Origin of the sequence: Secundilactobacillus mixtipabuli, assembly GCF_002217925.1 — a bacterium.
In the GTDB taxonomy this organism is placed as follows: domain Bacteria; phylum Bacillota; class Bacilli; order Lactobacillales; family Lactobacillaceae; genus Secundilactobacillus; species Secundilactobacillus mixtipabuli.
This window is the reverse complement of sequence record NZ_BCMF01000004.1, coordinates 90,793-117,015: the sequence shown is the minus strand read 5'-3', so window position 1 is coordinate 117,015 and position 26,223 is coordinate 90,793. Positions and strand designations below refer to the sequence as shown.

The following is a 26,223-nucleotide window of genomic DNA, read 5'->3' as shown; positions in this document are numbered from 1 at the left end:
ACTGATGCTTAGTAAGCAAAGCGCTATACCGTTATACAAGCAAGTTAAGTCCGAAATTTTAAGTGATATTCGATCTTCAGTTTATAAAGTGGGTGAAACAATTCCAACTGAAATACAACTAGAGAAACGCTATAACACAAGCCGAATTACCATTAGAAAGGCGATTAATCAGCTTGTAAGCGAAGGTGTTCTGTTAAAGAAACAGGGCAAAGGAACGTTTGTACAACCACAAAAGGTTAAGCGTAACCTCTTGGATTTGGTGAGTTATACATCATATATGAAAGAAACTGGGCAGAAACCTGATGCAGTGATTAGAGTTCTCGAGGTTAAGCCGGCAGATGCCGGCTGGAGTAAAATCCTCCATATAATTGAGGGAGACCCGATAATCAGATTGGCTAGAACCATGGACCTCGGTCAAAATAATTCAGGATATGAAGTTAGTTATTACAGCCTTGAACGATTCCCTGATTTAGACAAGCGGATTACTGAAGGTGCATCAGTTACCAAAATTTTAAACGAACAGTACGATACTTTTGGCAATTCCAGCGAGCAAACACTCAATGTTATCTCGGCTTCACAACAAATTGCAGATTATCTTAAGCTTGAGATTGGTTCACCAATTTATCAACTGGATCGGACAGTTTACGAAGACAATGGCAGCGTGATGTATAGTGCTGTAATGTATTACGATGTCAATAAAGTAAGCTTCTCGGTAAATACAAAGGAGCGCTGAGTATGAAAGTTGCTGCTATTGGGGATAATGTGGTTGATATTTACTTAGATCAACAACGGATGTATTTAGGTGGTAATGCATTGAACTTTGCCAACTTTGCCACAGAATTCCCTGATGTTCAATCTATGTATATTGGTAATTTTGGTAATGATGAATTAAGTGTTTATATTCAACAAGTCCTGAGTAATCTGTCAGTTGATTATCAATTTTCTCGGATCCTGAAGGGTGAAAGTGGCTATTCAAAAGTGACGCTTCAAAATGGTGATCGCGTTTTTGTAACCAGTAATCGCGGTGGCGTTTTAAAAAAGGGCATTAAGTTGTCAGAGCAAGCATTGGAACGAATCAATCAGTGTGACTTAGTTCACTTTAATATTAATGGCAATGCTGATGATTATTTAAGCAAGGTGCAGGGTCCTAAAATCATTTATGATTACTCGGATTTCAGTTCACTAGAACACATCCAACAGACTATTAATCAAGTTGATATTGCTTGTTTTTCAATGGGAGATGCTGATGAAGAAAAGATTCAACATTTAATTAATGAGTTACATAAACTAACGACAAACAAACAGTTGGTTATACTGATAACTCGTGGTAATCATGGCGCTTTGGCTTCCGCTGCTGGAGAAATTTATCAGCAGGACGCCATAGCAGTCGATTCCGTTAAAGATACAATGGGTGCTGGCGATGCCTTTATCACAGCGTTCAGTATTAATTTGAAACGGGTGGAATCAATTCCTCAGGCACTTAAAGCTGCTGGTAATTACAGTGCGAAACAAATTCAAAGAAATGGTTCGTTCGATCATGGTGTAGCAGCACCAAGCAGATTTTTACAATAAATGACAAATTGGAGTGATTAACAATGGAACAAGAAACTAGTTTAGATGAAATCAAGAAAGTTGTTAACAAAATAACCGAAAAACGCGATGTTCGTAACTTAGTTTTTATCGGTTGCGGTGCTTCATATTCAGAATTATTTGCAGCTTACTATTATGTCAAACAAAACGCAGAAACGTTTAAGACAGATTTAATTCAAGCCAATGAATTTAATTATGCTGCGCCAGCGTATTTTGGCGAACATTCAGTTGCTGTTGTTGCTTCACTGGGCGGAACAACCAAAGAATCTATTGAAGCGGTAGGTAACGCAAAAAAGCGAGGTGCATTCGTTTTAACACTGACTTATAAGCCTGATTCTCCTTTAACTAAGAATGCTGACTTTGTTCTTCAGCATAAATTCTTTGAAAGTTACGCAACTAAGGCTTCAAAACAAAAGGTATTACTGACGTTTGCTGTGGAATTATTACACCATGTAGAAAACACTAAAAATTATGATGCAATGATTCAAGGTTTATCTGTTGTCGATACAATTGCTAATCAAGCAGCGGATGGAGCAGATGAAGATGCAGAAAAATTTGCTCAAAGTTATAAGGACGAGCCGCATATCTTTACTTTGGCAAGTGGTGCCAATCAAGGTGTTGCTTATTCTACGGGTAATTTTATTTTTATGGAAATGCAATGGATTAAAGGAACCGTTTTAGATAGTGCCGAACTTTTCCACGGGCCGTTTGAATTGGCTGTCAAAGATGCGCCATTTTTACTCTTCATGAACGACGGTCGAACGCGTCATTTGGACTCTCGTGCGTTAGAATTTCTGCAGCGTTTTGATACCAAATATACGGTTATTGATGCAAAGGATTACTGGTTAGATAGTCAGATTGACGGTTCTGTTGTTGACTATTTTGATCCAATGGTGCTAACAGCGGTCATGAGAAAATTTGCTGAACATTTAGCTGATGCACGCAATCATCCACTTAGTAAACGGCGTTACATGTGGAAACTGGAAAATTATTAAGGCTGAAGATTTTATTCAGAAAGCTTTGTTAAACTTTAAAATGAGCAGCAAACAAAAAGAACTACACGTCAAAGCGTGCAGTTCTTTTTATTTAGCAGGATTAAATTAATACTGAACATTCAACAATTCAGCGTGCTTAATATCTTCAATCGTCTTCGTACCAGCTAATTGCATCACGATCTTTAATTCATTGTTCAAGTGTTCGAAGACAGAGTAGACACCATCGGCACCGCCCAGGGCTAAGCCATAGATTGCTGGACGGCCGATACCGACCAAGTCGGCCCCTAGCGCGATTGCCTTAAAGACATCAGATCCGCGACGGACACCAGAATCAAAGATGACGGGTACTTGATGGTTGACGGCTTTCGCAACGCTCTCAAGGACGTCAAAGCTAGCTGGGCCACCGTTCAGTTGACGGCCACCGTGATTAGAAACGTAGACACCAGCAGCACCAGCGCCAATGGCATACAGAGCGTCTTCTGGGGATTCAATTCCTTTTACGATCACAGGTAAATCAGTGTAATCAATGATGCGTTTAACGTCGTCTGGACCGATTTTTTGAGCAGCTGAAGCGTAAATCTCTGAGATACCTTTGCCCTCGCCATCGCCTTCGCTGAATTTAATCAGGTTAGCCATTGGGATTGGGAATTGGAAATGATTAATAATATCAGCTTCACGGTAGCCGCCCACTGTGGCATCAACGGTGAGGATGATGGCTTTTACGCCGGCCTGCTTGGCCTCATCCAAAAGTGAACGGTTAAAGTCCCAGTCTTTACTCATGTAGAGCTGGAAAAATTGAGGCGCACCTTCACCACCAGCAGCGGTGTCAGCAATCGAGGTTGATGAATAAGTACTTTGAGCCATTAAGCCACCAGCTTTTGCGACACCCTTTGCGGTATCAACTTCACCTTTGGCGTGAGCCAATCCCTGTGCGGCTGCTGGGGCCATCATGATTGGTGTTTTCAGGCCTAAGCCGAAGACGTTGGTATCCGTTTGTGGATCTTCAATATTACTCAATGCCTTAGGAACGATTTGACGGTGTTGGAATGCCTTACGGTTAGCCTGTAAGGTCCATTCGTCTTCTGAACCGCTCACGATGTAACCAAAGCCACCGGTAGGAATAATCTTTTTGGCATCTGCTTCTAGTTGGGTCAAATTTAAAATATCGAGTGTTTTTTCGTTTTCATTTTGTTCGTAACCGTTAGTCATTACCATAATCGTTGCCTCCACAAAGTTAATTATTTTTGAATGACTACAGCTTACTTACTTTTTATAAGTGAGTCAAGAATAACCACTTGCTGTTTATCTTAAAAAAACCGTTACCCGACTAAAATCTTGCCAGGTAACGGTTTTATCTTATAAACGGTATTGCTTAAAAGCTTCAAAATCCTGTTCAACTTGCTGAACGTAAGCCGCTGTCCAATTCTGGATGGCAGAATCAAATTTTTCAGAATGGCCAGTATAACCAAGAATCACGCCAGCAGTTGGACTTTGTGCATGAGCAATGCCCAATACCCAGGCACAGGTCTTGGCGTAGGCTTCAAACTGATCCCAATCCAGTTCAGACAGTTCGATGGAGGCTTTCATATCACGGAATTGCCGCACGTAAAAGCTCTTCTTTTCCGTTGCAAAATAACCTAAGAACGGGTCAGAAGCAGATTGAAGAATTTTTTGACAGTCAACGATTCGCTTACCTTCATTTAGTTCGTATTGAACGCTTTCTTCATCCAATTGGTCTGCTAACTGACGGTGAGGCAGGGCTTCTTTAATCTGTAAAACCAAGTGTGAATCGTCCGTGCCGGTCAATAGCAACAAGTAGCACAGTGAGCCAAAGCTGCCGACCCCGACGCTATGACGAACGATGTCAGTGACGTGGTACTGGGAAAGCATTAAGCTCACGTCTGTGGCAAGGGTTTGCCGGTACTGGGTGAGGTACTTGGCGATGTGTTTGGTTACCTGATCTTTGACGTGTTGCGTTCTCGGTGGATTTTCCCGGAATGAGATCTGTCCCTTACTGTCCGTAACAGTAAACTTGCGAACTACCTGTTCAGAATCACGCTTGCCGGCTTTGGATAGAAACTTCATTAATTTTTCCGTGTGCATTACCTTAGACGGAATGGTGTTCAAAATGTTTTCCACGCTATTTACAGGATAGAAACGATTGAGCGCGGTTTTCTCAAACATGTTTTGTAAGCATTTACGGTAAGATTCACCGAGTTCGTTCACGAGACCGTTCAATTTTTCAGCCTCGAATTGGTGCTCTTGACCAGCCAGTAGCGTGCTGACGGCGAGGCGTTTTAAATCCCATTCGAAGGGGTTGATGCCAGCTTCATCAAAATCATTTAAATCAAATAACAGCTGACGCTCCGGAGAGCCGAAGAAGCCAAAGTTACCGATGTGTGCGTCGCCGCAGCTGACAGTATGAATGGGGGAATTATCTTGGTGTGCCAAGTCATACTCCATTAATTCAGCGGTCCCTCGAAAGAAGGTGAAACTCGATTGACTCATGCGCTGGGTTCGCTCTGGTAGTAATTCGGGAATCAAAATGGACCGGACTTCATTCATCAGCTGGTTAGGATCACGCTGTGCTGGCACGTATTCTCCTAGTGCTTCAAACGGATAAGCTTGGCGGAGTTTCTTGCCAAACTTCCTTTGTTCTTTTAAAGACTGCTGTACGACTAACTGACTAAAATCAAATGGTTTCACACTCATTATCGTTCACCTCAGGATTATCATTATGTCCAGTTTACCACTCATACCTGTAAAGAACGGGCTGCTATGTACGAGTTACCGAATGCAAGTTATTCATGAAGATGGTAAAATTATCAGGTATTCAGAAGATAAATACAATTGTTTAGTAAAATTTTTACTCTTTTCGTGTATTTCGGATTATACTAATAGACGGAAGTAGAATTGAGAATGAATAATAGCAATTAAGAGGAGTGCGATACGATGGCTTGGCAAGATAATTATCAAGTATGGAAGAACTATAAAGACCTAGATCCAGCATTAGCACAAGAATTAGCTGATATGAGCGATGACCAAGAAGCTTTGGAAAACGCCTTTACGAAACCAATGGCGTTTGGAACGGCAGGTATGCGGGGACTGATTGGCCCCGGTATCGGTCAAATGAACGTTTATACCGTTGGTGCGGCTGCAGAAGGCTTAGCCCGGTTTATGGATACTTTGGATGATAAGGACAAGCAGCGCGGTGTCGCAATCAGTTTTGACTCACGTTATCAATCACGTGAATTTGCTCATCATTCAGCGGAAGTTTTGGGTGCACACGGCATTCCAAGTTTTGTCTTCGACGACATTCGCCCTACACCAGAACTTTCCTTTGCTGTGCGGCATTTACACACCTATGCCGGTATCATGATCACGGCTAGCCACAACCCTAAACAGTACAACGGGTTTAAGATTTACGGTCCCGATGGCGGTCAAATGCCACCAAAGGCTGCTGACCAAATTACTGACTATGTTAACGGCATCGATAACATGTTCACCGTTAAGACAGTTAAGGAAACCACTTTACGCAAGCAAAAGCTGGTTCACATTATTGGTGAAGATGTTGATGAGGACTATCTAGCTGGTGTTAAAGCGGTATCGGTCAACCCTAAACTGATCGATGAAGTCGGCAAAGACATGACCCTGATTTACACGCCATTACATGGTACGGGGCATATTATTGGGTACCGTGCGCTAAAAGATGCCGGCTATAACCACTTTACAATGGTGAAGGAACAGGCTATTGCTGATCCTGAATTTCCAACGGTTACTCATCCAAATCCCGAATTCCCAGAAGCCTTTAACATGGCGATTGAATTAGGTAAAAAGGAAGGCGCTGACTTACTGGTTGCCACCGATCCCGACGCTGACCGTTTAGGGGCTGCTGTTCGGATGCCTAACGGCGAATACCAACTGATGACCGGTAACCAGATTGCTTCAGTCTTATTGAACTACATCTTGAAGGCTAAGCAGGACGCTGGCAAGTTACCAGCTGACGGGATGGTTGTGAAGTCAATCGTTTCTACTGAGCTGGCCACGAAGATTGCTGAACACTATGGTGTCAAGATGGTCAACGTGCTGACTGGATTCAAGTACATTGCTGAGCAGATCAAACTGGCTGAACAAAAGCATGACCACACTTTCCTGTTTGGTTTTGAGGAAAGTTTCGGTTATCTGATCAACCCATTTGTCCGTGATAAGGATGCGATTCAATCAACGATTCTGTTGGCTGAAGTTGCTGCTGATTACAAGCAGCAAGGACTAACCCTTTACGATGGTATCCAACAACTCTACAAGACGTATGGTTACTTTAAGGAAAAGACGACTGCTAAGGAATTTGACGGTGTCGATGGCGCTGACAAGATGGCAGCTATTATGAAGACGTTACGTGACAGTAAGCCAACGGAATTTGCCGGCATTAAAGTTGAAACGACCGATGATTATCAAACCCAAGTTGCAACCCACCAAGATGGCAGCACTGAAAAGTTAGACTTACCGGTTTCAAACGTTTTGAAGTACTGGTTAGCCGATGGTACTTGGATTGCTGTTCGACCATCAGGGACTGAGCCTAAAATCAAGTTTTACATTGGGACGAATGGGCAGTCTGATGAAGAAGCCACACAGAAGTTAGCTGATTTTGAAAAAGCCTTGACCCAGTGGGTTAAAGATTAAAAACGGCAATTCGCTGAGGAATACTCGGCGTCAGCCCAGTAAAATAAAAGCAATTCGATCGAGTTAATGTGGTATTGATAACGTCGGATTGCTTTTGTTTCAGATGGCAATGATTAGCAGGGGTACATGGTGTGAATTAGTTGTGAGCACGGCTAAAGATTGATTTAAAGCTAAAGAAAACGATTTCATTTTTCGTTGACTTTCACTAAATTTTAGGTTATTTTAGAAGTAGTAAAAATTTAGTAAAATCTGTGGAGGCATAATTATGGATTATCAAAGCTTAAAAGAAGAATTCAACAAAGCTTTTGGCTACGAAGGCGAACGCGTTTACTTTTCACCAGGCCGAATTAACCTCATTGGTGAACACACCGATTACAACGGTGGTCACGTTTTTCCTTGTGCGATTACGATGGGTACTTACGGCGTTTACGCCGCTCGTGAAGACGACCAGGTTCGCCTTTACTCCGCTAACCTTCCAGACGCAGGCATTTTAACATTCCCAATTGACAAGCTAGATTTTGATAAGAACGATAGCTGGGCCAAGTTCCCGCGTGGTGTGATGTACGAAATGGCTAAGCAGGGCAAGACGGTCAACCATGGTTTTGACCTCTTTGTTCATGGTGACTTACCAGATGCTTCTGGCCTGTCTTCATCAGCATCAATTGAACTTTTGATTGGTAACATTTTGAACCAAGAGTTTAACTGGGGCGTCGATCAAATGACGTTGATCAAGAACGGCCAAGCGGTTGAAAATGATTACTTAGGCCTTAACACTGGTATCTTGGATCAATTCGCTATCGGCATGGGTAAGAAGAACCAAGCCGTATTGCTTGATGCAAATACCATGAAATATGAATATGTACCCGTTGAATTGGGTGACAACGTGATTGTGATCATGAACACTAACAAGCGTCGTGAACTCACTGATTCTAAGTACAACGAACGTCGGTCAGAATGTGAAAAGGCAGTGGCTCTTTTGCAAAAGGGCGGCGTTGATATTAAGACGTTGGGTGACTTGTCACAAGAAGAATTTGATAAGAATGCCTACTTGGTTAACGATGACACCTTGATCAAACGGGCACGCCACGCTGTAATTGAAAACCAGCGGACATTGCGTGCTAAGAAGGCTTTGAGCAATGGTCAACTTGAAGAATTCGGTAAGTTAGTCAACGCTTCACACATTTCCTTACATTATGACTATGAAGTGACTGGTAAGGAACTGGATACTTTAGCTGAAACTGCATGGCAGCAACCTGGTGTCCTTGGTGCTCGTATGACTGGTGCCGGCTTCGGTGGCTGCGCAATTGCCATTGTGAACAAGGCTAATGTTGATGACTTCATTAAGAATGTCGGTGACGTTTACAAGAAGGAAATTGGTTATGAAGCCAGCTTCTACGTTGCAAGCATCGGTGATGGTCCTAAAGAAATCAAAGCTTAATAGTTTTAAAAAGGCGCAAAGCAATCAAACTTGCAGAGCGCTTTTATATCGGAATTAGGATTAAGAGAAAGTATGGAGGTAATCATTTATGACAGTTGTTGTATTAGGTGGTGCGGGCTATATTGGTTCACACACAGTTGACCGATTGATTGAAAAGGGGTATGACGTTGCGGTGATTGATAACTTGATCACAGGTCACCGGGCAGCCGTTAACCCTAAAGCTCGTTTTTACCAAGGTGATATCCACGACCGCGCTTTTTTGGACGAAGTGTTTAACAAGGAAACTAACGTGGAAGGTGTCATTCATTTCGCGGCATTTTCAATTGTGCCAGAATCAATGAAGGACCCATTGAAGTACTTTGATAACAACACTGGTGGCATGATTACTTTGCTCAAGGCAATGCGTGATCACGACATTAAGCGGATCATCTTTAGTTCAACTGCTGCAACGTATGGCGAACCAAAGCAGATTCCAATCAAGGAAACTGACCCACAGATTCCAACCAACCCATACGGTGAGAGTAAGTTATGCATGGAAAAGATCATTCACTGGTCTGATCTCGCTTATGGCATTAAGTTCGTGGCTCTGCGTTACTTCAACGTTGCTGGTGCTAAAGCAGATGGCTCGATCGGTGAAGACCACCATCCAGAAACTCACTTAATCCCAATTATTTTACAAGTCGCTGCGGGTGAACGGACTGGTTTAAAGATCTTTGGTACCGACTATCCGACTAAGGATGGGACCAATGTTCGTGACTATGTCCATGTCGTGGACTTAGCGGATGCTCATATCTTAGCTCTGGAATACTTGAAGGCTGGTAACGATAGTAACGCCTTTAACCTGGGCTCATCAACTGGTTTCTCGAACAAAGAAATCTTGGAAGCCGCTCGTGAAGCAACTGGTCAGCCAATTCCTGCAGAGGATGCCCCACGTCGTGCCGGTGACCCTAGCACTTTGATTGCTGCTAGTGATAAGGCCCGCAAAGTATTGGGCTGGAAGCCACAGTACGATGATGTGAAGGAAATTATTAAGACCGCTTGGAACTGGAAACAGACTCATCCAAAGGGCTATAACGACCGAGGTGAAGCCTAAAATGTCAAAAACAGTTGAGCAGTTTGTTGATGCCATTATTGCCAGCGGTACTTATCAGCCACTAGACCGAATTTACGTGACAAATCGTGTTCTCGGGCTAGTCGGTGATGAAGAGGCTGTTGAAGCTAAAAGTGATGATTTACTAGACGTTGTTGATGCTTTATTAGCCACCGCTGTTAAGAACGGTAAAATTGAAGATGGTCAATCTGACCGCGATATTTTAGAGGCTGAATTAACTGATTTACTGACACCAACGCCAGCTAAGGTGAACCAAGAATTCTGGAATGAATACCAAAAGTCGCCTGAAGACGCAACGAATTTCTTCTATAACTTAAGCCGCAAGAACGACTATATTAAGACGAGATCAATTGCGAAGAACATCGTTTTTGATGCGCCAACGGATTATGGTGATCTTGAAATTACCATTAACCTGTCGAAGCCTGAAAAAGATCCCAAGGCGATTGCTGCTGCACGGACGCAAAAGAGCAACACGTATCCATTAAGCCAGTTAGCCATTGAAAACGAAGGCTACCGTGGTCGGCTGGGCTATCCAGCACGGACGAACCACCGGATTATCCGGTTAACCCTCGGCGGTGAACCATGGGGCTTCCAGTACTCACCCTATGCTTACTTTAGTGAACACGCCATTTTCTTGCTGCAAGAACACCGGCCAATGGTGATCAATCAGCATACCTTTGGCAACTTGCTGGAAATCGTGCGTCTATTCCCACACTACTTTGTGGGCAGTAACGCCGATTTACCAATCGTCGGTGGTTCCATGCTGGCTCAAGATCACTATCAAGGCGGCCGTCATGATTTTCCAATGATGAAGGCACCGCTTGATCGCAAGATTAAGTTAGCTGGTTTTGACGATGTGGATGCCGGGATCGTTAAGTGGCCAATGTCTACGATCCGGCTTTCAGGTGACACACCTGAATCGCTGATCAACGCAGCTACAGCCATTGCTAACAACTGGCAGCACTACGATGATGAATCAGTTGACGTTCGTTCATATACCGATGGCGAGCGGCATCACACGGTTACACCAATTGCTTACCGTCGTGGTTCCAAGTTTGTTTTGGATATCGTTTTGCGGGACAACCAGACCTCTGATAAGTACCCAGATGGAATTTTCCATCCACATCAGGATGTTCAGCATATTAAAAAGGAAAATATCGGTCTCATCGAAGTCATGGGACGAGCTATTTTGCCCGCAAGGCTGAAGACTGAAATGCAGGAAGTTAAGCATTACGTCTTAGGTGAACCAAACGAAATGAAGGACTACCACAAAGCCTGGGCAGATCAACTGAAGGCAGCCAACAAGTTTACGGCTGATAATGCAGATGGCATTATTGACCATTCGATTGGGGAAGTCTTCGCACGGGTTCTGCAAGATGCAGGGGTCTTCAAGCGCGATGAAAAAGGTCAAGCTGCTTTTGACCGGTTCATTGCACAAATTAAGTAACTTTATTTAGAAAGGGGGAAGCATCTATGAAAGTGACTTTAAAAGACATCGCTCAAAAAGCAGGTGTTTCCCTGTCCACTGTTTCTCGCGTGCTTAATTATGATACGACACTATCCGTTAGTGATGATACCCGGCAACGGATTTTTGAAATTGCTGAAGAACTGAACTATACCAAGACAAAGCGAGTGTCACAGGTAGCTGATACTTATAAGGTTGCCGTCGTTCAGTGGTATTCCATTAATAAAGAGTTAGATGACCTTTACTACATGACGATTCGGATGGAAATTGAAAAACGCAGTCAGGAACTGCATATTCAAACGATCCCCGTTTTTCAAAATCAGGTGTCTGAGATCAGCAAGGATGTCGATGGAATTATCGCGGTCGGTAAATACAGTGATGCCCAAGTTGATGAGTTAAGTGCGATTAGCGACAATTTGGTTTTTGTTGATTGGAGCGAAATGAAACGAGGCTTTGATAGCATTGTGACTGAATTCAAGCCAGCTGTTTTTAAAGTGGTTGACTACCTTTCGGCCAAAAGTCAGGATATCGGTATTATCTACGGCTCTGAATATACGACTGATGGAGAACTTAAAATTCCGGATCCACGGTACAAGGCATTTAAAGCCATTATGACTGAACGAAAGTTATTTGATCCCCGGTTTGCTTATGAGGGCAATTACACTAACCAAGCCGGTTATGATCTGATGAAGCAGGCTGTACGTGATTTGGGTCATGAACTACCGCACGCTTTCTTTGTCAGCAATGACCCGATGGCCATTGGGGCTTTAAAGGCTTTGGGCGAAGAGGATATTTCAGTTCCTGAGCGAGTTAGTCTTTTTAGCTTTAATGATACGTCTGTTGCCAAGTACGTTTACCCTGAGCTGAGTGCGGTTCATGTCGCAACCGACCAGATGGGAACTGGGGCCGTCGAGCTGATGAAGAGTCGGTTAGATAACGGGCGTGATGTACCATTAAAGGTTGTGGTTGGGACGAAATTGATTATTCGCAAGAGTACTCGGTAGGTGTCAGTGAGTTTTTTAATAGACAATGATTTCAATTAAAAAAGCGGTTATCCGAAAATCACGGATAATCGCTTTTTACGTTTAGCAAAAATAGACGTTAGATTGAGGTATCAGTGGCACTTTTGGCCAGCTGGTCGATTTTATCGAAGAAAGCATCAGCATGCACGTTAGTCACAAATTCAATCTCGCGACCACTTTCGGTAATGAAAGTCCGTCCTTCTGAAGGGGCGTTTTTAATGACATCACTCTTAACGGGAACTGAATCGACTAATTCCGGATAGTCACTCACAAGGGTCGTGAGAACATCCCAGAGATAATAAGTCGAGTTGGCTTCAAACGAATGAACAAGCGAGTAGCCCTGGCCAATGAGGTCAAGAGCTGGATAACGTCGTTGCTGTGCCCAGCGAGCTCTTAATTCTGCCGTTAGTGGGACTTGGTCGGTGCTATCTAAACCGACCATTGTGATTTTTAACGGTGAATCCCAGACGGTTTTAACTGCCTCCGCATCCCAATAGGCATTCCATTCTACCGTGCCATCTTGTCCGGGTTCAGCAACGTTTCCTTGACTGTTCATTACACCGCCCATCCAGAAGAGCCGTTCAATATTATCAGTAATCGTTGGGTCAGTCGCTAATGCCCGGGCCAGATCCGTGAGGGGTCCAGTCATGACTAAGGTGACGGGCGTTTTTGACTGCTTGATTGCCTGAACCATATCGAGGTGAGCAGGCTGTTTGGCTAATGGTGTTTTTGGTGCACCATGTTCGTTTAGGATTGGAAAGTCGTCAAATGAAAAGGCACTCAGTCGCCACTCTTTGGGAAATTGGTGAACGGGACGGGAATTAGACTTGGCGACGGTTGCTGGCTTGCGGCCGGCGTGACCAAAAAGATCGATAATTTTCCGTGAAGCTTCGGAAGCGGGATCCACGTAACCATCGGCGTCAATCACACCAACACCAATTAAGTTAACGTCTGGCATTTGGAGCAGCAGTAAAAGCGAAACGAGATCGTCAACGTTACCATCGTGGTCAAAATAGACATTATGCATTGAAAAGGCCTCCAACCATTTTTAAAAAATAGTAAGCAATTTTATAGTCACAGTCAAGAGCAAAAAAGCATGATAACAAAAAACGGACTCCTCAAAAGAAGTCCGTTTCACAGTCTCATAATGATTACCAGATTTTAACGCGATCGGCCGGTGCCTTATACATTTTATCGCCAGGCTGAACGTTGAAGGTACTAAAGAAATCGTCTAGATTCTGAACTTGAACGTTGGCTCGCAATTTTGCTGGGGCATGAACGTCGATGGACAACAGAAGCTGTTCGCGTTCTGGTGTCGCCTTTTGGCGCCAAATCTTGGCCCAGTTGAGGAAGAAGGCGTTCAAATCCACGTCTGGTTCAGCCTTGGCAGCTTCCAAGGCACAGCTTAAGCCACCGGCATCAGCGATATTTTCAGACACGGTGAGTTTACCGTTTACCGTTTGGCCAGCGTATGGCAGGCCATCAAATTCCTTGACCATGTTTTCGGCTAATTCATGGAAGTGCTGATTGTCAGCGTCAGTCCACCAGTTATTTAGACTGCCGTTTTCATCAAACAACGATCCGTTGTTATCAAAGGCATGGGAAATTTCGTGGGCAATGACTGCGCCGATACCACCAAAGTTTTCGCTAGAAGACTGTTTAAGGCTATAGAATGGTGCCTGTAGAATAGCCGCAGGGAAAACAATAATGTTATAGAACGGATGGAAGTAAGCGTTGACGGTTGACGCACTCATTTCCCAGCGTGATCGATCTACGGGTTGATTCCAGCGAGCAAAATCATCCTCGTTACGGATACGGGTGAACGTCATCAGGTTGGACAGTACGCTGCCGCCTTGGCTAGCAGACGTCACTTTGAATTTACTGTAAAGGGGGTCGATCTTATCTGGGAAGCCGACTTGAATACCCAATTTATCAAGTTTTAAAATGGCCTTTTCACGGGTGGCTTTCCCCAGCCAGGTATTGTTGGCTAACCGTTTCTTATAAACGTTGACCATTTTAACGACCATGTCATGAACGTCTTGCTTAGCAGTTTCACCGAAGTATTTACGGCCATAGTAGTCGCCCACAACCTGGTCAAAGACACCGGTTGCGAGGTCATACGCTGACTTTTCTTGACTACGGGCTTCCTTACGGCCGCTCATGGCACGGCTGTAAATGGTGCTGGCCTGCCGCTGTTCATCACTTAAGTAGCTGGATAAGCCCATAACAGCCTTGAAGAGCATCCAGCTCTTCATCATCTGGAAGTGATCATCAGTCAATAAGTCGCCCAGAGCATCAAAGAAGTCTGGTTCGGTTGTGATGATTTTTTCTGGGGTACCGTGTACCAATGCGGAAATGGCCGTTTTAAGGTCTAATTGGTCCGTGCTGTCAGCGATTTGATCAAGCGTCCGTGGATTATACATCTTGCTGTAGTCGGCGCTCTCTTCAGCTGATTTAACGTGTGGTGCGATCAGTTTATCAAAGGCAGTTGCTTGTTGGATAATCGTCTTAGTAGTTGCGGCATCATAACCGGCTAACTCGAATAACTGAGTCATCATTTTTTCAAGGACGGGCATGAGCTGCTTAGCAGCCTGGTTGTCGTCTTCATAATAAGTTTTATCAGGTAAGAATAGTCGTGGACCACTAGCAAATAAAGCGTACTTCGTGGAATTCTTCATGTCCGAGTCAATATCCAGTGAAAAGGGTGTTGGTAGGCCGGTTAAAATCCAGTCGGCCAGCTGATCACTCAGATCTTGATAGTTGTTAAGGGCTTCGATTCTTTCAAGGTACGGTTTTAAAGGCGCGCTACCATCTTTATCCCGTTTATCAAAATCACTAACGAGTTCATAAAACTGCTTGAATTCGTTCATCTCATCGTTTTCAGTCGCTAAGTGACCAGTTAACAAGGCTTTAAAGTCAGCCATTAACGTTTTTTCAATATTATCCGAAAGGTCGGTAAAGCCCCCCGTAGTTGAGTGGTCACTTGGAATAGTGGCTGTTTTAAGCCAGTCGCCGTTTACAGCGTCGTATAAATCAGTTTTGATTAAGCGATGTTCTATTTTATCTGCCATTTGATAACCTCCATCTAATTGTAGATTGTTCTTATTATACAGCGATATGAGCGCTTTGATGTCATTTCAAGAGAAAAAAGACGGTGCCAAAGTTGTTGATTACTTTTAGCATCCGTCAGATTAACCCTATTTAAATGAACGGTAACTTAATCAGTTGTACAAAAATTTAACGGATCGTCAGTCAGTCGTCACAACGTTGACTCGGATTTAAATCTTCCACCAATTCTTTTCGATCACGGTGACGTCGTCAAGGTCCCCAAGCTCAAACCGTTCGATGTCCCCGTTGTGTGTCAGGTAGAAAACACCGTGACTTGGAGAAGTATTCACCATCCCCGTGACGGCTTTGGCTCTGCTTAACGTCAGCTTGATGACCCAATTATGATGGTAGGCCGCCTGAATTGTTGATGAGATGTCTTTTGTTGTCTGTTGCATTCATATCCCCCCGATTCGAAAACTCATGCTCCATTATAGAGAGCCAAAAATTGGAATTCAATCTTGACATTTTGGGCAGGTAAAGCGACGTACTGTTACATTGCGATTTGTCATCCCGATATTTTTTTAAAGCTGGAAAGTTTAAAACGAGCGTGAAAAAGCTCACATTATTTTAGTACATATTTTAACGATAGCGCTTTCAAATGTGGTAGCATAATAGTAAATATAAAATGGAGGTGTCATTATGTTTGAAAAAATTTTAGTTCCTATAGACGGTAGTGAGAATGCCTATCGGGCGCTTGATGCCGCAGTTGATATTGCTAAGCATTACGGGTCAAAAGTGACAGTTGTTGCGGTTGCAAACGATCAAAGTTACACCCAATATGGAGCGATTTTTGGTAATGACATTATGGCACACATGAAAGAACAAGCTGAAGAATCGTTAAAGACGGCTAAAGCCCGTGCTAAGGATGCGGGTGTGGATGTTGAAACGGATTTTGAGGTGGGCATTCCGAAGCAAGCGATTTCTGAAACATTGCCGGATTTACTGGATACGACGTTGACTGTGATTGGTAAATCAGGTGTTCATGGCTTGAACCGCGCCATCATGGGATCAACGACTTCATATGTGGTTCGGCGGTCGATCACCCCGGTTTTAGTTGTGGGTGATTGATGGCAAGTAATGTTGATAAAGAGTTTAAAAAGAGCTGTGACATCAGTCTATGTCGACAAGGATTTAATCTATTTTCTTGACGTACACACAGCCTAAAATTTATTTTAGTTCATGACTTGAATATAGCCTTAACCTGTTCCACAACTCAGATTCCGGCCATATAACACCAAATAATGCCATCCCGATAAAACCCATCGGGATGGCATTATTTGGTGTTATATTCTGAAATTTACCGAGTTGTGTCGCAGCTTCTTTTTAAGTCAATATTTAGCAAGTGTTCTTTTCATAAAATTGGCGGGACTCGTGGTAAACTGACGGTAATTTCAACACGTGGGGGTGTGTAAGCGATGCTGCACACATTATTAAAATCGGTCCGTGAATACCGGATAAGAACCATTATTTCACCGTTGCTGGTGGTGTCAGAGTCAGCCATTGAGACGTTGATTCCCTTTTTAATGGCAGCCATCATTGATCAGGGGATCCGCCCCGGCAACATGTCAGTTGTGATTAAGGTCGGTTTACTGCTATTACTGATGTCATTATGTTCACTGATTTTAGGTGCAGGTGCCAGCTGGTTTTCAAGTCAAGCCGCAGCGGGTTTTGCGAAGAATCTGCGACACGATATTTTTAGTAAGATTCAAACTTTCTCCTTTAAAAATTTAGATCACTTTGCGACTTCTAGCCTGGTTACTCGGCTGACCACGGATATCACCAATATTCAGACTGCATATCAGATGCTGATTCGAGTGGCAGTTCGGGCACCGTCCATGCTGCTGTTTTCAATTATTATGGCGTTTTTGGTCAGTCGGCAAGCAGGGTGGTTATTTGTTTGTGTGGTCCCCGTGTTGGGAATTGGCCTCTTTTGGATCGTTAAAAAATCACGGCCGTTATTCAGGCAGGTTTTCCGGCAATACGATAAGTTAAACCGAGTCGTTAGGGAAAATCTTCGGGGGATTCGAGTGGTAAAAACCTATGGGCAGCAAGACGCTGAGGTGACTAAATTCCGTCAGTCGGCTAAGGATATTGCCCAGGTTTTCGCTAAAGCCCAGCGGATCGTGGCCTTTAATATGCCTTTGATGCAGTTTGTTATCAGCACAACGATGCTGATTTTATCCTGGTTGGGTGCTAAGCTGATCGTCGGCAAATCATTAGAAATTGGCCAATTTGTCAGTTTGTTTACTTATAGTATTTCAATCTTATACAGTCTAAATATGCTAGCAATGATTTTTTCCCAGCTGTCCGTGTCACAGGCCTCCGCAGAACGAGCAGTAGAGGTGCTGGAGACAGCGCCGGACATCGTCGCATTACCGAATGCAGCAACCCAGGTGGCAGATGGCAGCATTGATTTTGAGCACGTGACGTTCAGTTACCCTGGGACGGATGATGACCAGTTGAAAGACGTTAACCTGCACATTGATAGTGGGGCAGTAGTGGGGATTATTGGCGAAACGGGGACGTCCAAAACGACTCTGGTGTCACTGATTCCCAGGCTATATGATGTCTCAAGCGGTGTCGTTAGAGTTGGTGGTAAAAACGTGCAGCAATATGACTTGAAAACGTTGCGGGATCAAGTGGCGATGGTGCTGCAAAATACCATTCTGTTTTCGGGGACGATTCGGGAGAATTTGAAGTGGGGGAATCCGGACGCAACGGATGACCAGCTGAAGAAAGTGCTTGAACAGGCACAGGCCATGGATTTTGTGGCGAATTTACCCAATGTTTTAGATACTCAAATTGAACAGACTGGACAAAATGTTTCAGGCGGTCAGCGCCAGCGGCTAACCATCGCTAGGGCGTTATTAAAACAGCCCAAAATTCTGATTTTGGATAACGCTACTAGCGCTACTGATACTCAGACTGAAGCACGAATTCGCCAGGCCTTCAAACGTGACCTGCCAGACGTGACTAAGCTGATGATCACGCAACGGGTGGGGAGTATCATCGATGCTGATCAAATCATCATTATGAAACGCGGCGGTATTGAAGCTGTTGGCAGTCACCAAGAATTGCTAGCTTCTAATCAATGGTATCGTCAACTTTATCAAGCACAGCAGAAGTTTGGAGGTGGCACGCATGAATAAACGACGTGAGACACTCTGGCGACTTTTACGCTTACTTGTGAGTCAGTATAAGGGCTGGCTCTTTATCAGTCTTGTAGCCATCATTTTAAGCGCTTTATCAGGTGTGGCGGGTTCGCTATTCATCCAGCGGTTGATTGACCGCTATATTATGCCATTAACGCGTGCGAGTCATCCAGCTTTTACGCCGCTGCTGTTTGCGATTGGCATCATGGCAGTCATTTTCTACGTTGGCGTTATTGCGACCGTGATCTATTCCCAAATCATGGCAGTTATTGGTCAGCGAATCCAGGAATCGATTCGAAATCAGATGTTTACCAAAATGGAGACACTACCGCTCCGTTACTTTGACCAAAACGATTATGGTAACGTCATGAGCCGCTACACGAACGATGTTGATACGTTGATGCAGCTGATTACACAAAGTTTTCCGCAGTTTGTCGTGGCACTCTTCAATGTCACTTTCGCGCTGGCGGCGATGCTGTTACTGAGCCCCGTCCTGACGCTGATTTCGCTAGCCATTTTTGCAACTAGTATTTTGATTGTACGGTGGTTGACCCACCGTAGCGCCAAGTATTTCCGGGCTCAGCAAGCTTCTTTGGGCAAGCTGGACGCCTTTGTTGAAGAAATGCTGAACGGCGAGCGGGTCATTAAAGTGTTTTCCCATGAAAAACAGGTGCAAACGGCCTTTGAATCGTATAATGACGCTTTGCGAAACGATGCGCGATATGCCAACGGCTTTGCCACCATGCTGTTTCCGATTATGGGCAATATGGGCAATCTACTGTACGTTTTAATTGCGGTACTAGGTGGCGGTTTAGCTATTTTGCACCCAACGCTCATTACATTAGGGACCATTGCGGCGTTTCTGCAGCTTAGCCGCTCCTTTAGCCAACCCATTGCACAGATTTCCCAGCAGTTGAATTCAATCGTTCAAGCGATGGCAGGGGCTGGGAGAATCTTCCAATTACTGGATGAGAAACCTGAAGATGATCAGGGGACGACTAGATTGATCAAGGAGGGTGAGCGCTGGTTTTGGCAACCGGCTGATGCCCAACAGCCACGAATCCAGGTAAAGGGCCACATTGAATTTCAGCACGTTAACTTTACCTATCCGCAGTCTAATGCTGGGTTGCATGATTTAACGTTTGAAGCAACGGCGGGTGCCAAAATAGCCCTGGTTGGCGAAACCGGGGCGGGGAAGACGACCACGACTAATATGCTGAATCGATTTTACGATATTGATAGTGGCCAGATTATGTATGATGGAGTAGATATTGCGACAATTAAAAAAGCTGATCTCAGGCGGGCACTGGCAATTGTCTTACAGGATACCCACTTATTTACCGGCACGATTAGAGATAACATTCGTTACGGTGATCCGCAGGCGGATGATTCGGCGGTTATCGCAGCCGCTCAGTTAGCACGGGCAGATGTGTTTATTAAAGAACTGCCAGCTGAATACGATACGGAGATCACTGGCGACGGCGAAGAACTATCGTCTGGGCAGCGGCAAATGCTATCCATTGCCCGAGCAGCTCTTGTGGATCCGCCCGTGATGATATTGGATGAAGCAACGTCAAATATTGATACGCGAACGGAGCGTTTGGTTCAGGCTGGCATGGATAATTTGATGGCCAATCGGACCACCTTTGTCATTGCCCACCGATTATCGACAGTCTTTAACGCTGACATGATTTTGGTGATCGATAACGGCCGGATCGTTGAGCGAGGCACGCATGAAGAACTGCTTAAACTGCACGGCCGTTACTATGACTTATATCAGGGGTTAGCATAGTGCACAAAAAAAGTCTCATTTAAGTGACCATGCATAGTCGCTTAAATGAGACTTTTTTACTCGCAATGCTTACAGTTAGAAAAAATTACTTCTTGCTGCTCTTAAGCCATTGTTGCAAGTTTGAAATTTCTTTTTGGCGCTTCGCGTCCTTCTTTTGGTTCACTGGACGGCGACCTTGTACGCCATGTGGATGTGCTTTTCTCATATGTCTAACCCTCGCTTTATGAATATGGTGTAATCAATCACTCGACCATTCTACCCTATATACCCACTCAATTGCAAGAATAGTTGTTGAAAAAAGTAAAACTAACGGTTAGTTTAAATCTGGGAAAGCTTTTAATTGGACCTCAATTGATATGATATGATGGTTTGTGACAAGGTGGTAGTGAAATGATAATTGGAGCAAAGAAAACCCGTTCCTTCTGGCAACATTGGTGGCCCTATTTCGTGGTTATCTTGGGTGCGTTGCTAGTATTGGGGGTGGCTCATGATGATGGGCTGTACCAAACGCCCATTTTAAAAATTCAATCCGTTAAAGTAATCAGCGTCGAAAAACAATCCGATCAGTTTAATAATGAAGATCATCAAGTTGAACAAAAACTTGCTGGTGTGATTACAAACGGGGCTAATAAAGGAAAGCGGCTGAAAGTTGAGAATACTTATTTAAAATCGCAAGCGACTACGCTGGGGTATCATACCGGACAAAAGGTATTTTTGACCGTTCACCAAAACCAGCGGCATTTTTCGGCGACGATCAGCAACCTTAAACGGGATACAGCGTTAGCTTTTACGGTTTGGCTGACCGTTAGTCTACTATTAATACTGATGCGGTTTAGTGGGCTGATGGCATTAACGAGTGTCATCGTCAATGGGGTACTGTTCTGGCTGGCAGTTAGTTGGAATACGCATACTCAAGGCGGTATTGTATTAGTCATTTTTGGTGGGTTGGCAGTGGTGTTTGCTGCTTTGACCTTATTGATCGTGATTGGCTTTAACCGGCAAATGCTGATGACTCTGCTGGCGACGATTGGCGGGACCGCGCTTTCAGTCATTGTGGCTTTAACCGTCTTTGCACTTACTCATGAACGCGGCGTCTACTATGAATCAATGCAGTACGTGACGCAATTACCCCGGCCGCTGTTTTTAGCTGAAACCATTCTTGGCTCACTGGGGGCGGTGATGGATGAGTCCACAGACATCATCGCGTCACTCATGGCTTTGAAAACTGAAAAACCAGATATCTCTGCCAAACAAATTTTTAAATCAGGCCGGCAAATTGGTGGCGAAATCATGGGACCATTAGTAAACGTCCTGTTCTTCATTTTCGTTGCTGAAACGTTGCCACTAGCATTGCTGTTCTTAAAAAACGCCAATTCTTGGGGTTACACCTTTAACATGACAATGTCACTTGGAGTGGTTCAGAGTCTGATCAGCGGTATTGGTATCGTGTTGACGATCCCGCTTGCCTGTGGGATCACAAGTCTAATGATTGGAGGCCATCACTCATGGGAACGATTACGGCATTAGGCTTATTATTACTGATCTGCATGGTTGCCGTTGGGGGAACTCAGGGGTTACAGGCTTGGATCAGTTTAATTTTTAACTTCGGTGCCCTGTTTTTTGCGATGGTCCTGATGGCGTTTCATTTACCACCCGTTCTCGTGACGTTAGTAACGGGAGTGATTGTGCTGGCAATGACCATCTTTCTTGGGGGCAATGATTCAAATAGTACAATGATCGCATTCTACGCGTCCGTTGCGGTGCTGATCTTACTGGTCCTGTTAATTATTCCGGTGGAACACTGGGTCCAGATTCAAGGATTTGGGCAAGAAGACAGTGAAGATCTTGAGGGAATGTCAAACATATTAGGTATTAGTTATTTAAATGTTGCCATCGCCACAGCTATTTTAAGTACGCTGGGAGCGATTGCTGAAGCAGCGATTGCCATTGCAGCTGGTTTAGCCGAAATCTTGGAACAGCATCCTAAAATTACGCTTAAAAATTTACAAGGTGCCGGTTTTAAGGTGGGGTCACAGATTATTGGCACAACGTTTAATACCTTGTTCTTTGGCTTTTTCGGTGGGTTCTTGGCGCTGTTTATTTGGTTTGCAGGGGTCCATTATTCCATCGGTGAAATTTTGAATGATAAGATTCTGGTCGGCGAAGTCTTAATGGTTCTATTCTCTATGATGTCAGTGATTGCGACGATTCCATTGACGACCTGGGCGATGGTCGCTAGTGAACGGTCGGCTAGAAAAAAATTTATGAAATAAAAAAACGGTAGCTCCAACTGGAGTTACCGTTTTTGATTAAGCATAATTATTTAGTTAAGATCAAGCGCACCAGCGTATGCCCAGTATTGTTTGGCATTCTTAGCAGTGCTGAAGGTAAATCGGTACCAAGTTGTACCAGCTTTATCCTTGACGCCCTTATCGTTAACGTAGACCTTTTTACCAGCGGTTGCCTTGACGGATGACCAGCTGTATTTTGAAGTGTTGGCATAAGCGTTCTTCACGTGATTGTAAAGACGATAGTTAGCGTATTGACTGGAAAGCTTTGCGGTTGCTGTCAACTTGCTGTAGGTCACTTTGTCCAAAGGTGTTGCAGATGATGAACTACTTGGCTTTGAAGCAGAACCAGTGAAGTTATCGTAATAGTAAGAATGAACTAACTGATAAAAGTCAGCCATGGTGTAGCTTGAGCCAAAGTATTTCTTACCATTAGCTGAGTAATAACCAACTGGATCGGTATGGTCGGAACCACCGAGGTATTTTGCAACAGCACGGTGAGACCAGACAGTTCCCTTACCATCATAATCGGCAGCGTTTGGTGTCAAGCCGTATTGGTGAAGCAGGTAAGCAGTGTACCAAGCCGCGTTAGAAACTTCGTGGGCAAAGGCACTCTTGCTGTGAACTTCTACTTGTTCGAACTGCACGTAACGCGCGTTACCTGGGAAACCAACGCCCCAAGCAAGGTAGTTAGTGTTAGCAATGTTAATAATGTGCGAAGCATCAACGAATGAGTGGACGAAAGCATTGTTGTAGTGGGCCTTCATATAAGCAATTTCGTTATAAATCGTTGAGCTTGGGTTGGCAGTTTCGTGAATAACCACACCCTCTGGTTTACCAACACCATGACGATAGGCGTTCTTTGGGAAACCGCCCCAAATGCTGCTGCTGATTTTAGCAGGCTTAATGTTTGAACTTGAAATATAATTATTAACGGCAGAACTGGCGTGAGCAGTGGTAGCGTTAGCAGCGCCCACTGTGAATAAGGTCAGTAATCCAGTAAGTAGTAACGAAAACTTTTTCACATTAATCATCTCTCTATAACAAATTTTATTTTTAATGAACGGTCGATTCATTCTCTGAAATCATACTACCGAGAAAAGTGGGTATTGACAAGTGGCTAACCACGATCAAAGCCTAATATTACAGTTATAGACGTTGTTTTGGTAGGCTAAAGCGAGCTTATTTTCATTCATGTTAAAAACAGGTAACAAAACTCTCAGACGACGTGATCGTGTCATGTTGGTGATGTCATTTAAAAAACCGGTTTAACTTAAATTTAAAGTTAACCGGTTTTTTAATTAAAGCTGCTGTCGATTAAGAGGCAACCGTGATACCCTTTGCCTGGCATTCAGGGCAGAGGCCGTAAAGTTCGATGTGGCAGGCATCAAAGTCATATCCAGACTGCTTTTGAGCGGTGTTTTCCAGCATACTGGAAATCTGCGGTAGGTTGGGATCGTAAATATCGGTTACTTTTCCGCAATTCTCACAAATTGCGTGGTAGTGCGGCCGACCAAAGAAATCATACCGAACACCACCGTTTTCGTTAGGAATTTCGATCACGATCCCGAGTTCAACGAAAAGGTTCAAAGTATTATACACAGTAGCTAAACTGAGTGTTGACATTTTAGGTGCCAGTTCTTTATAGATCTCTTCTACTGGTGGATGATTTTCATGGTTCATTAAATAGTCTAGAATTAATTTACGCTGCGGAGTAATCCGAACATGCTGCTCGCGGAGCTTTGCTAACGCAGTACTTAAGGTTGCGTCGGGTTCTTTCATGACCATAGACTCCTTTCAGATTAGAGTAATTATCAGTTACCCTTATTAAAACACTTTTTTTAGAAAGATTCCAGAGAACCTCATTTTAATTCTATTTTCAGTTGCTCACTATGAAGCTCGTTTTTAGAAAATTCGGTCATATAGGTCCTGATTTCGCTGACCAGCATGGTGTTATCCTCAGAGGCACTCGTAATAGTCAGTAACGTTTCCTTAAAATGATCGGTTAGGGGAGCGAGCCTAACGATACCCATAAACTGATCTGTTTGTTTGTCGCTAACGCCCCAGGTCAGGGCTTTGTCGTTCATAACGGTGCTCATTTCGCGATTAATATAATTGGCGGTTTCAATCATTGTTTCATCAGGATTAATTTTTTGGCGCAAGTCATTAACGTCCTTGGCTTTAAAATGGGTGAGCCAATTTAGCTGGTAATGCGGCGTTAATATCGGATGATAAAGTTCAAATTTCGACATAGTTATTCTTCCTTTTAATAAGTGGATGGTTACGAGTGTACCATAAAATACGGTTAACCGTAATGATCTGAGTCCTCGTAAAAATCATCACAAACTTTTTGAGTTACCGCGGAGTCGGACTAGACCTGTGCTATAATTGAATCGTTGAAATTAATTATTAGCATAGTGGAGGATTGAACATGATTGAAACCTTTTTAATCGGTACCTATACGCATAAGAGCAGTGAAGGTGTCTACGAACTGCAGTTAGACACTGAAAAGAAGCAATTACAAAACCTTGAATTGGTTGGCCGTGCCGGTAACCCAACTTACGTTGCAGAATCAAAGGCACATAAAGTTTATGCCATCGATGCAGAATCAGAAGATGGTAAGAAGATTGGTGGTCTGAAGGTTTTTGATGCAGCTGAAAAACCGTTTAAGGCACTAAGCAAAAACTTGATTGCTGGTCCCAACCCAGCTTACGTTGCTGTGGATGAAGACCGTCAATTAGTTTTCACCGCCAATTACCATACCGGTGCTGTGATCGTTTATAAGATCAATGCTGATGGAACCTTGACGACGACAGATACGGTTAAGCACACCGGCGCTGTTGGCCCTGCTCCTGAACAGCAGGACGGCCCACACCCGCACTTTGCTGATTTAACGCCTGATAAGCGCTTAGTTTCCTGTGATTTAGGTGAAGATACGGTTTACCTCTATGATTTAAGTGACGAAGGTAAATTAACCGAAAAATCGACCTTTAAGTGCGCTGCCGGTTTTGGCCCTCGACACATTGTTTTCAATACTGACAAGAACGTTGCTTACCTAGTTGGTGAACTTGGCAGTGCTGTTGATGTGTTGGATTACGATGCCCAAGCTGGTAAGTTTACATTACGCGAAGAACTCAAGACCATTCCTCGCGATTGGACTGAACATAATGGTGCAGCCGCAATCCGGCTATCAAGTGATAACAGATTCGTCTACGTTTCAAACCGTGGTTACAATTCGATTGCAACGTTGAAGGTTGAAGATAACGGCGAATTATCACTGATCGATCAAACGCCTTCAGAGGGTGACTTCCCCCGTGATTTTAACTTCAACGCGGACGAAAGCTTTATTATTTTAGTTAACCAAAATACTGACAATGCAACACTATACAGCCGTGATGCTGATAGCGGTAAATTAACAATGGTTCAAAAGAACTTTGAGGTACCAGAAGGCGTCTGTGTCGCTGCGGTTAAATAAGTCATTTAAGACGTATAAATAAGATTTATCTAAGCACTCTCATTTTTAAAATCCCCCATCTATCATGTTTGAGATGGGGGATTTTTGACTATATTAGAAGTTGCTAA

Annotated in this window: 22 protein-coding genes; 14 read left to right on the top strand and 8 right to left on the bottom strand. The window is 43.8% G+C overall.

Annotated elements, in window-relative coordinates; genetic code table 11:
• The first annotated feature begins 4 nt into the window (after positions 1-4).
• The 3 genes from IWT5_RS04440 to IWT5_RS04430 are packed head-to-tail and all read left to right on the top strand — an operon-like array spanning position 5 to position 2,585.
• Positions 5-733 (top strand): UTRA domain-containing protein, encoded by a 729-nt coding sequence (locus IWT5_RS04440; RefSeq protein ID WP_159459285.1) that lies wholly within the window; start codon positions 5-7, stop codon positions 731-733.
• Positions 734-735: 2 nt separating this feature from the next.
• Positions 736-1,572, top strand: coding sequence for a PfkB family carbohydrate kinase (locus IWT5_RS04435; RefSeq protein WP_089108756.1), 837 nt, complete (start codon positions 736-738; stop codon positions 1,570-1,572).
• A 23-nt stretch (positions 1,573-1,595) separates the two neighbouring features.
• The gene (locus IWT5_RS04430; protein WP_089108755.1) at positions 1,596-2,585 is read left to right on the top strand and encodes an SIS domain-containing protein; all 990 of its coding nucleotides are present in this window, start codon (positions 1,596-1,598) and stop codon (positions 2,583-2,585) included.
• 105 nt (positions 2,586-2,690) lie between these two features.
• Here the strand turns inward: IWT5_RS04430 and IWT5_RS04425 are convergent, their stop codons facing one another.
• Together IWT5_RS04425 and IWT5_RS04420 are read right to left on the bottom strand one after the other, a co-directional pair.
• On the bottom strand, positions 2,691-3,800 hold the full coding sequence (locus IWT5_RS04425) for a lactate oxidase (RefSeq protein ID WP_089108754.1): 1,110 nt from the start codon (positions 3,798-3,800) through the stop codon (positions 2,691-2,693).
• 141 nt (positions 3,801-3,941) lie between these two features.
• Positions 3,942-5,297, bottom strand: a complete 1,356-nt coding sequence (locus IWT5_RS04420) for a DUF2252 domain-containing protein (protein WP_089108753.1) — start codon at positions 5,295-5,297, stop codon at positions 3,942-3,944.
• 240 nt (positions 5,298-5,537) lie between these two features.
• Here IWT5_RS04420 and IWT5_RS04415 point away from each other — a divergent pair, with 240 nt between their 5' ends.
• From IWT5_RS04415 to IWT5_RS04395, 5 genes are all read left to right on the top strand, one after another.
• On the top strand, positions 5,538-7,265 hold the full coding sequence (locus IWT5_RS04415; RefSeq protein WP_089108752.1) for a phospho-sugar mutase: 1,728 nt from the start codon (positions 5,538-5,540) through the stop codon (positions 7,263-7,265).
• A gap of 265 nt (positions 7,266-7,530) precedes the next feature.
• The gene (locus IWT5_RS04410) at positions 7,531-8,703 is read left to right on the top strand and encodes a galactokinase (RefSeq protein WP_089108751.1); all 1,173 of its coding nucleotides are present in this window, start codon (positions 7,531-7,533) and stop codon (positions 8,701-8,703) included.
• A gap of 88 nt (positions 8,704-8,791) precedes the next feature.
• Complete coding sequence (galE, locus tag IWT5_RS04405; RefSeq protein ID WP_089108750.1) at positions 8,792-9,796, top strand: UDP-glucose 4-epimerase GalE; 1,005 nt, start codon at positions 8,792-8,794, stop codon at positions 9,794-9,796.
• Between the two features lies 1 nt (position 9,797).
• Positions 9,798-11,261 (top strand): UDP-glucose--hexose-1-phosphate uridylyltransferase, encoded by a 1,464-nt coding sequence (locus tag IWT5_RS04400; RefSeq protein ID WP_089108749.1) that lies wholly within the window; start codon positions 9,798-9,800, stop codon positions 11,259-11,261.
• A 26-nt stretch (positions 11,262-11,287) separates the two neighbouring features.
• Positions 11,288-12,283: a LacI family DNA-binding transcriptional regulator gene (locus IWT5_RS04395; RefSeq protein WP_089108748.1), complete on the top strand. Its 996-nt coding sequence runs from the start codon at positions 11,288-11,290 to the stop codon at positions 12,281-12,283.
• Between the two features lie 97 nt (positions 12,284-12,380).
• On the opposite strand, the gene IWT5_RS04390 is transcribed toward IWT5_RS04395, so the two are convergent.
• The 3 genes from IWT5_RS04390 to IWT5_RS04380 form a co-directional block, all read right to left on the bottom strand.
• Complete coding sequence (locus IWT5_RS04390; protein WP_089108747.1) at positions 12,381-13,328, bottom strand: nucleoside hydrolase; 948 nt, start codon at positions 13,326-13,328, stop codon at positions 12,381-12,383.
• A 124-nt stretch (positions 13,329-13,452) separates the two neighbouring features.
• The gene (locus tag IWT5_RS04385) at positions 13,453-15,372 is read right to left on the bottom strand and encodes a M13 family metallopeptidase (RefSeq protein WP_089108746.1); all 1,920 of its coding nucleotides are present in this window, start codon (positions 15,370-15,372) and stop codon (positions 13,453-13,455) included.
• 207 nt (positions 15,373-15,579) lie between these two features.
• A complete protein-coding gene (locus tag IWT5_RS04380) occupies positions 15,580-15,804 on the bottom strand; it encodes a hypothetical protein (protein WP_089108745.1) in 225 nt (74 codons plus the stop codon).
• 244 nt (positions 15,805-16,048) lie between these two features.
• Here IWT5_RS04380 and IWT5_RS04375 point away from each other — a divergent pair, with 244 nt between their 5' ends.
• The 5 genes from IWT5_RS04375 (at position 16,049) to IWT5_RS04355 (ending at position 22,626) form a co-directional block, all read left to right on the top strand.
• Positions 16,049-16,477, top strand: coding sequence for a universal stress protein (locus IWT5_RS04375; protein WP_089108744.1), 429 nt, complete (start codon positions 16,049-16,051; stop codon positions 16,475-16,477).
• 347 nt (positions 16,478-16,824) lie between these two features.
• Positions 16,825-18,558, top strand: coding sequence for an ABC transporter ATP-binding protein (locus IWT5_RS04370; protein ID WP_089108743.1), 1,734 nt, complete (start codon positions 16,825-16,827; stop codon positions 18,556-18,558).
• On the top strand, positions 18,551-20,353 hold the full coding sequence (locus IWT5_RS04365; protein WP_089108742.1) for an ABC transporter ATP-binding protein: 1,803 nt from the start codon (positions 18,551-18,553) through the stop codon (positions 20,351-20,353). The genes IWT5_RS04370 and IWT5_RS04365 overlap by 8 nt, the downstream gene beginning before the upstream one ends.
• A gap of 390 nt (positions 20,354-20,743) precedes the next feature.
• A complete protein-coding gene (locus IWT5_RS04360) occupies positions 20,744-21,880 on the top strand; it encodes a YibE/F family protein (RefSeq protein ID WP_089108741.1) in 1,137 nt (378 codons plus the stop codon).
• Positions 21,859-22,626 (top strand): YibE/F family protein, encoded by a 768-nt coding sequence (locus IWT5_RS04355; RefSeq protein WP_089108740.1) that lies wholly within the window; start codon positions 21,859-21,861, stop codon positions 22,624-22,626. The genes IWT5_RS04360 and IWT5_RS04355 overlap by 22 nt, the downstream gene beginning before the upstream one ends.
• A 50-nt stretch (positions 22,627-22,676) precedes the next feature.
• Here IWT5_RS04355 and IWT5_RS04350 read toward each other — a convergent pair whose 3' ends face one another.
• The 3 genes from IWT5_RS04350 to IWT5_RS04340 form a co-directional block, all read right to left on the bottom strand.
• Positions 22,677-23,675, bottom strand: a complete 999-nt coding sequence (locus IWT5_RS04350) for a peptidoglycan recognition protein family protein (RefSeq protein WP_089108739.1) — start codon at positions 23,673-23,675, stop codon at positions 22,677-22,679.
• Between the two features lie 283 nt (positions 23,676-23,958).
• Positions 23,959-24,423: a Fur family transcriptional regulator gene (locus IWT5_RS04345; RefSeq protein ID WP_089108738.1), complete on the bottom strand. Its 465-nt coding sequence runs from the start codon at positions 24,421-24,423 to the stop codon at positions 23,959-23,961.
• An 80-nt stretch (positions 24,424-24,503) separates the two neighbouring features.
• On the bottom strand, positions 24,504-24,893 hold the full coding sequence (locus IWT5_RS04340) for a hypothetical protein (RefSeq protein ID WP_089108737.1): 390 nt from the start codon (positions 24,891-24,893) through the stop codon (positions 24,504-24,506).
• A 179-nt stretch (positions 24,894-25,072) separates the two neighbouring features.
• Between IWT5_RS04340 and IWT5_RS04335 the strand changes: the two genes are divergently transcribed.
• Positions 25,073-26,116 (top strand): lactonase family protein, encoded by a 1,044-nt coding sequence (locus IWT5_RS04335; RefSeq protein WP_089108736.1) that lies wholly within the window; start codon positions 25,073-25,075, stop codon positions 26,114-26,116.
• Positions 26,117-26,223 lie beyond the last annotated feature (107 nt).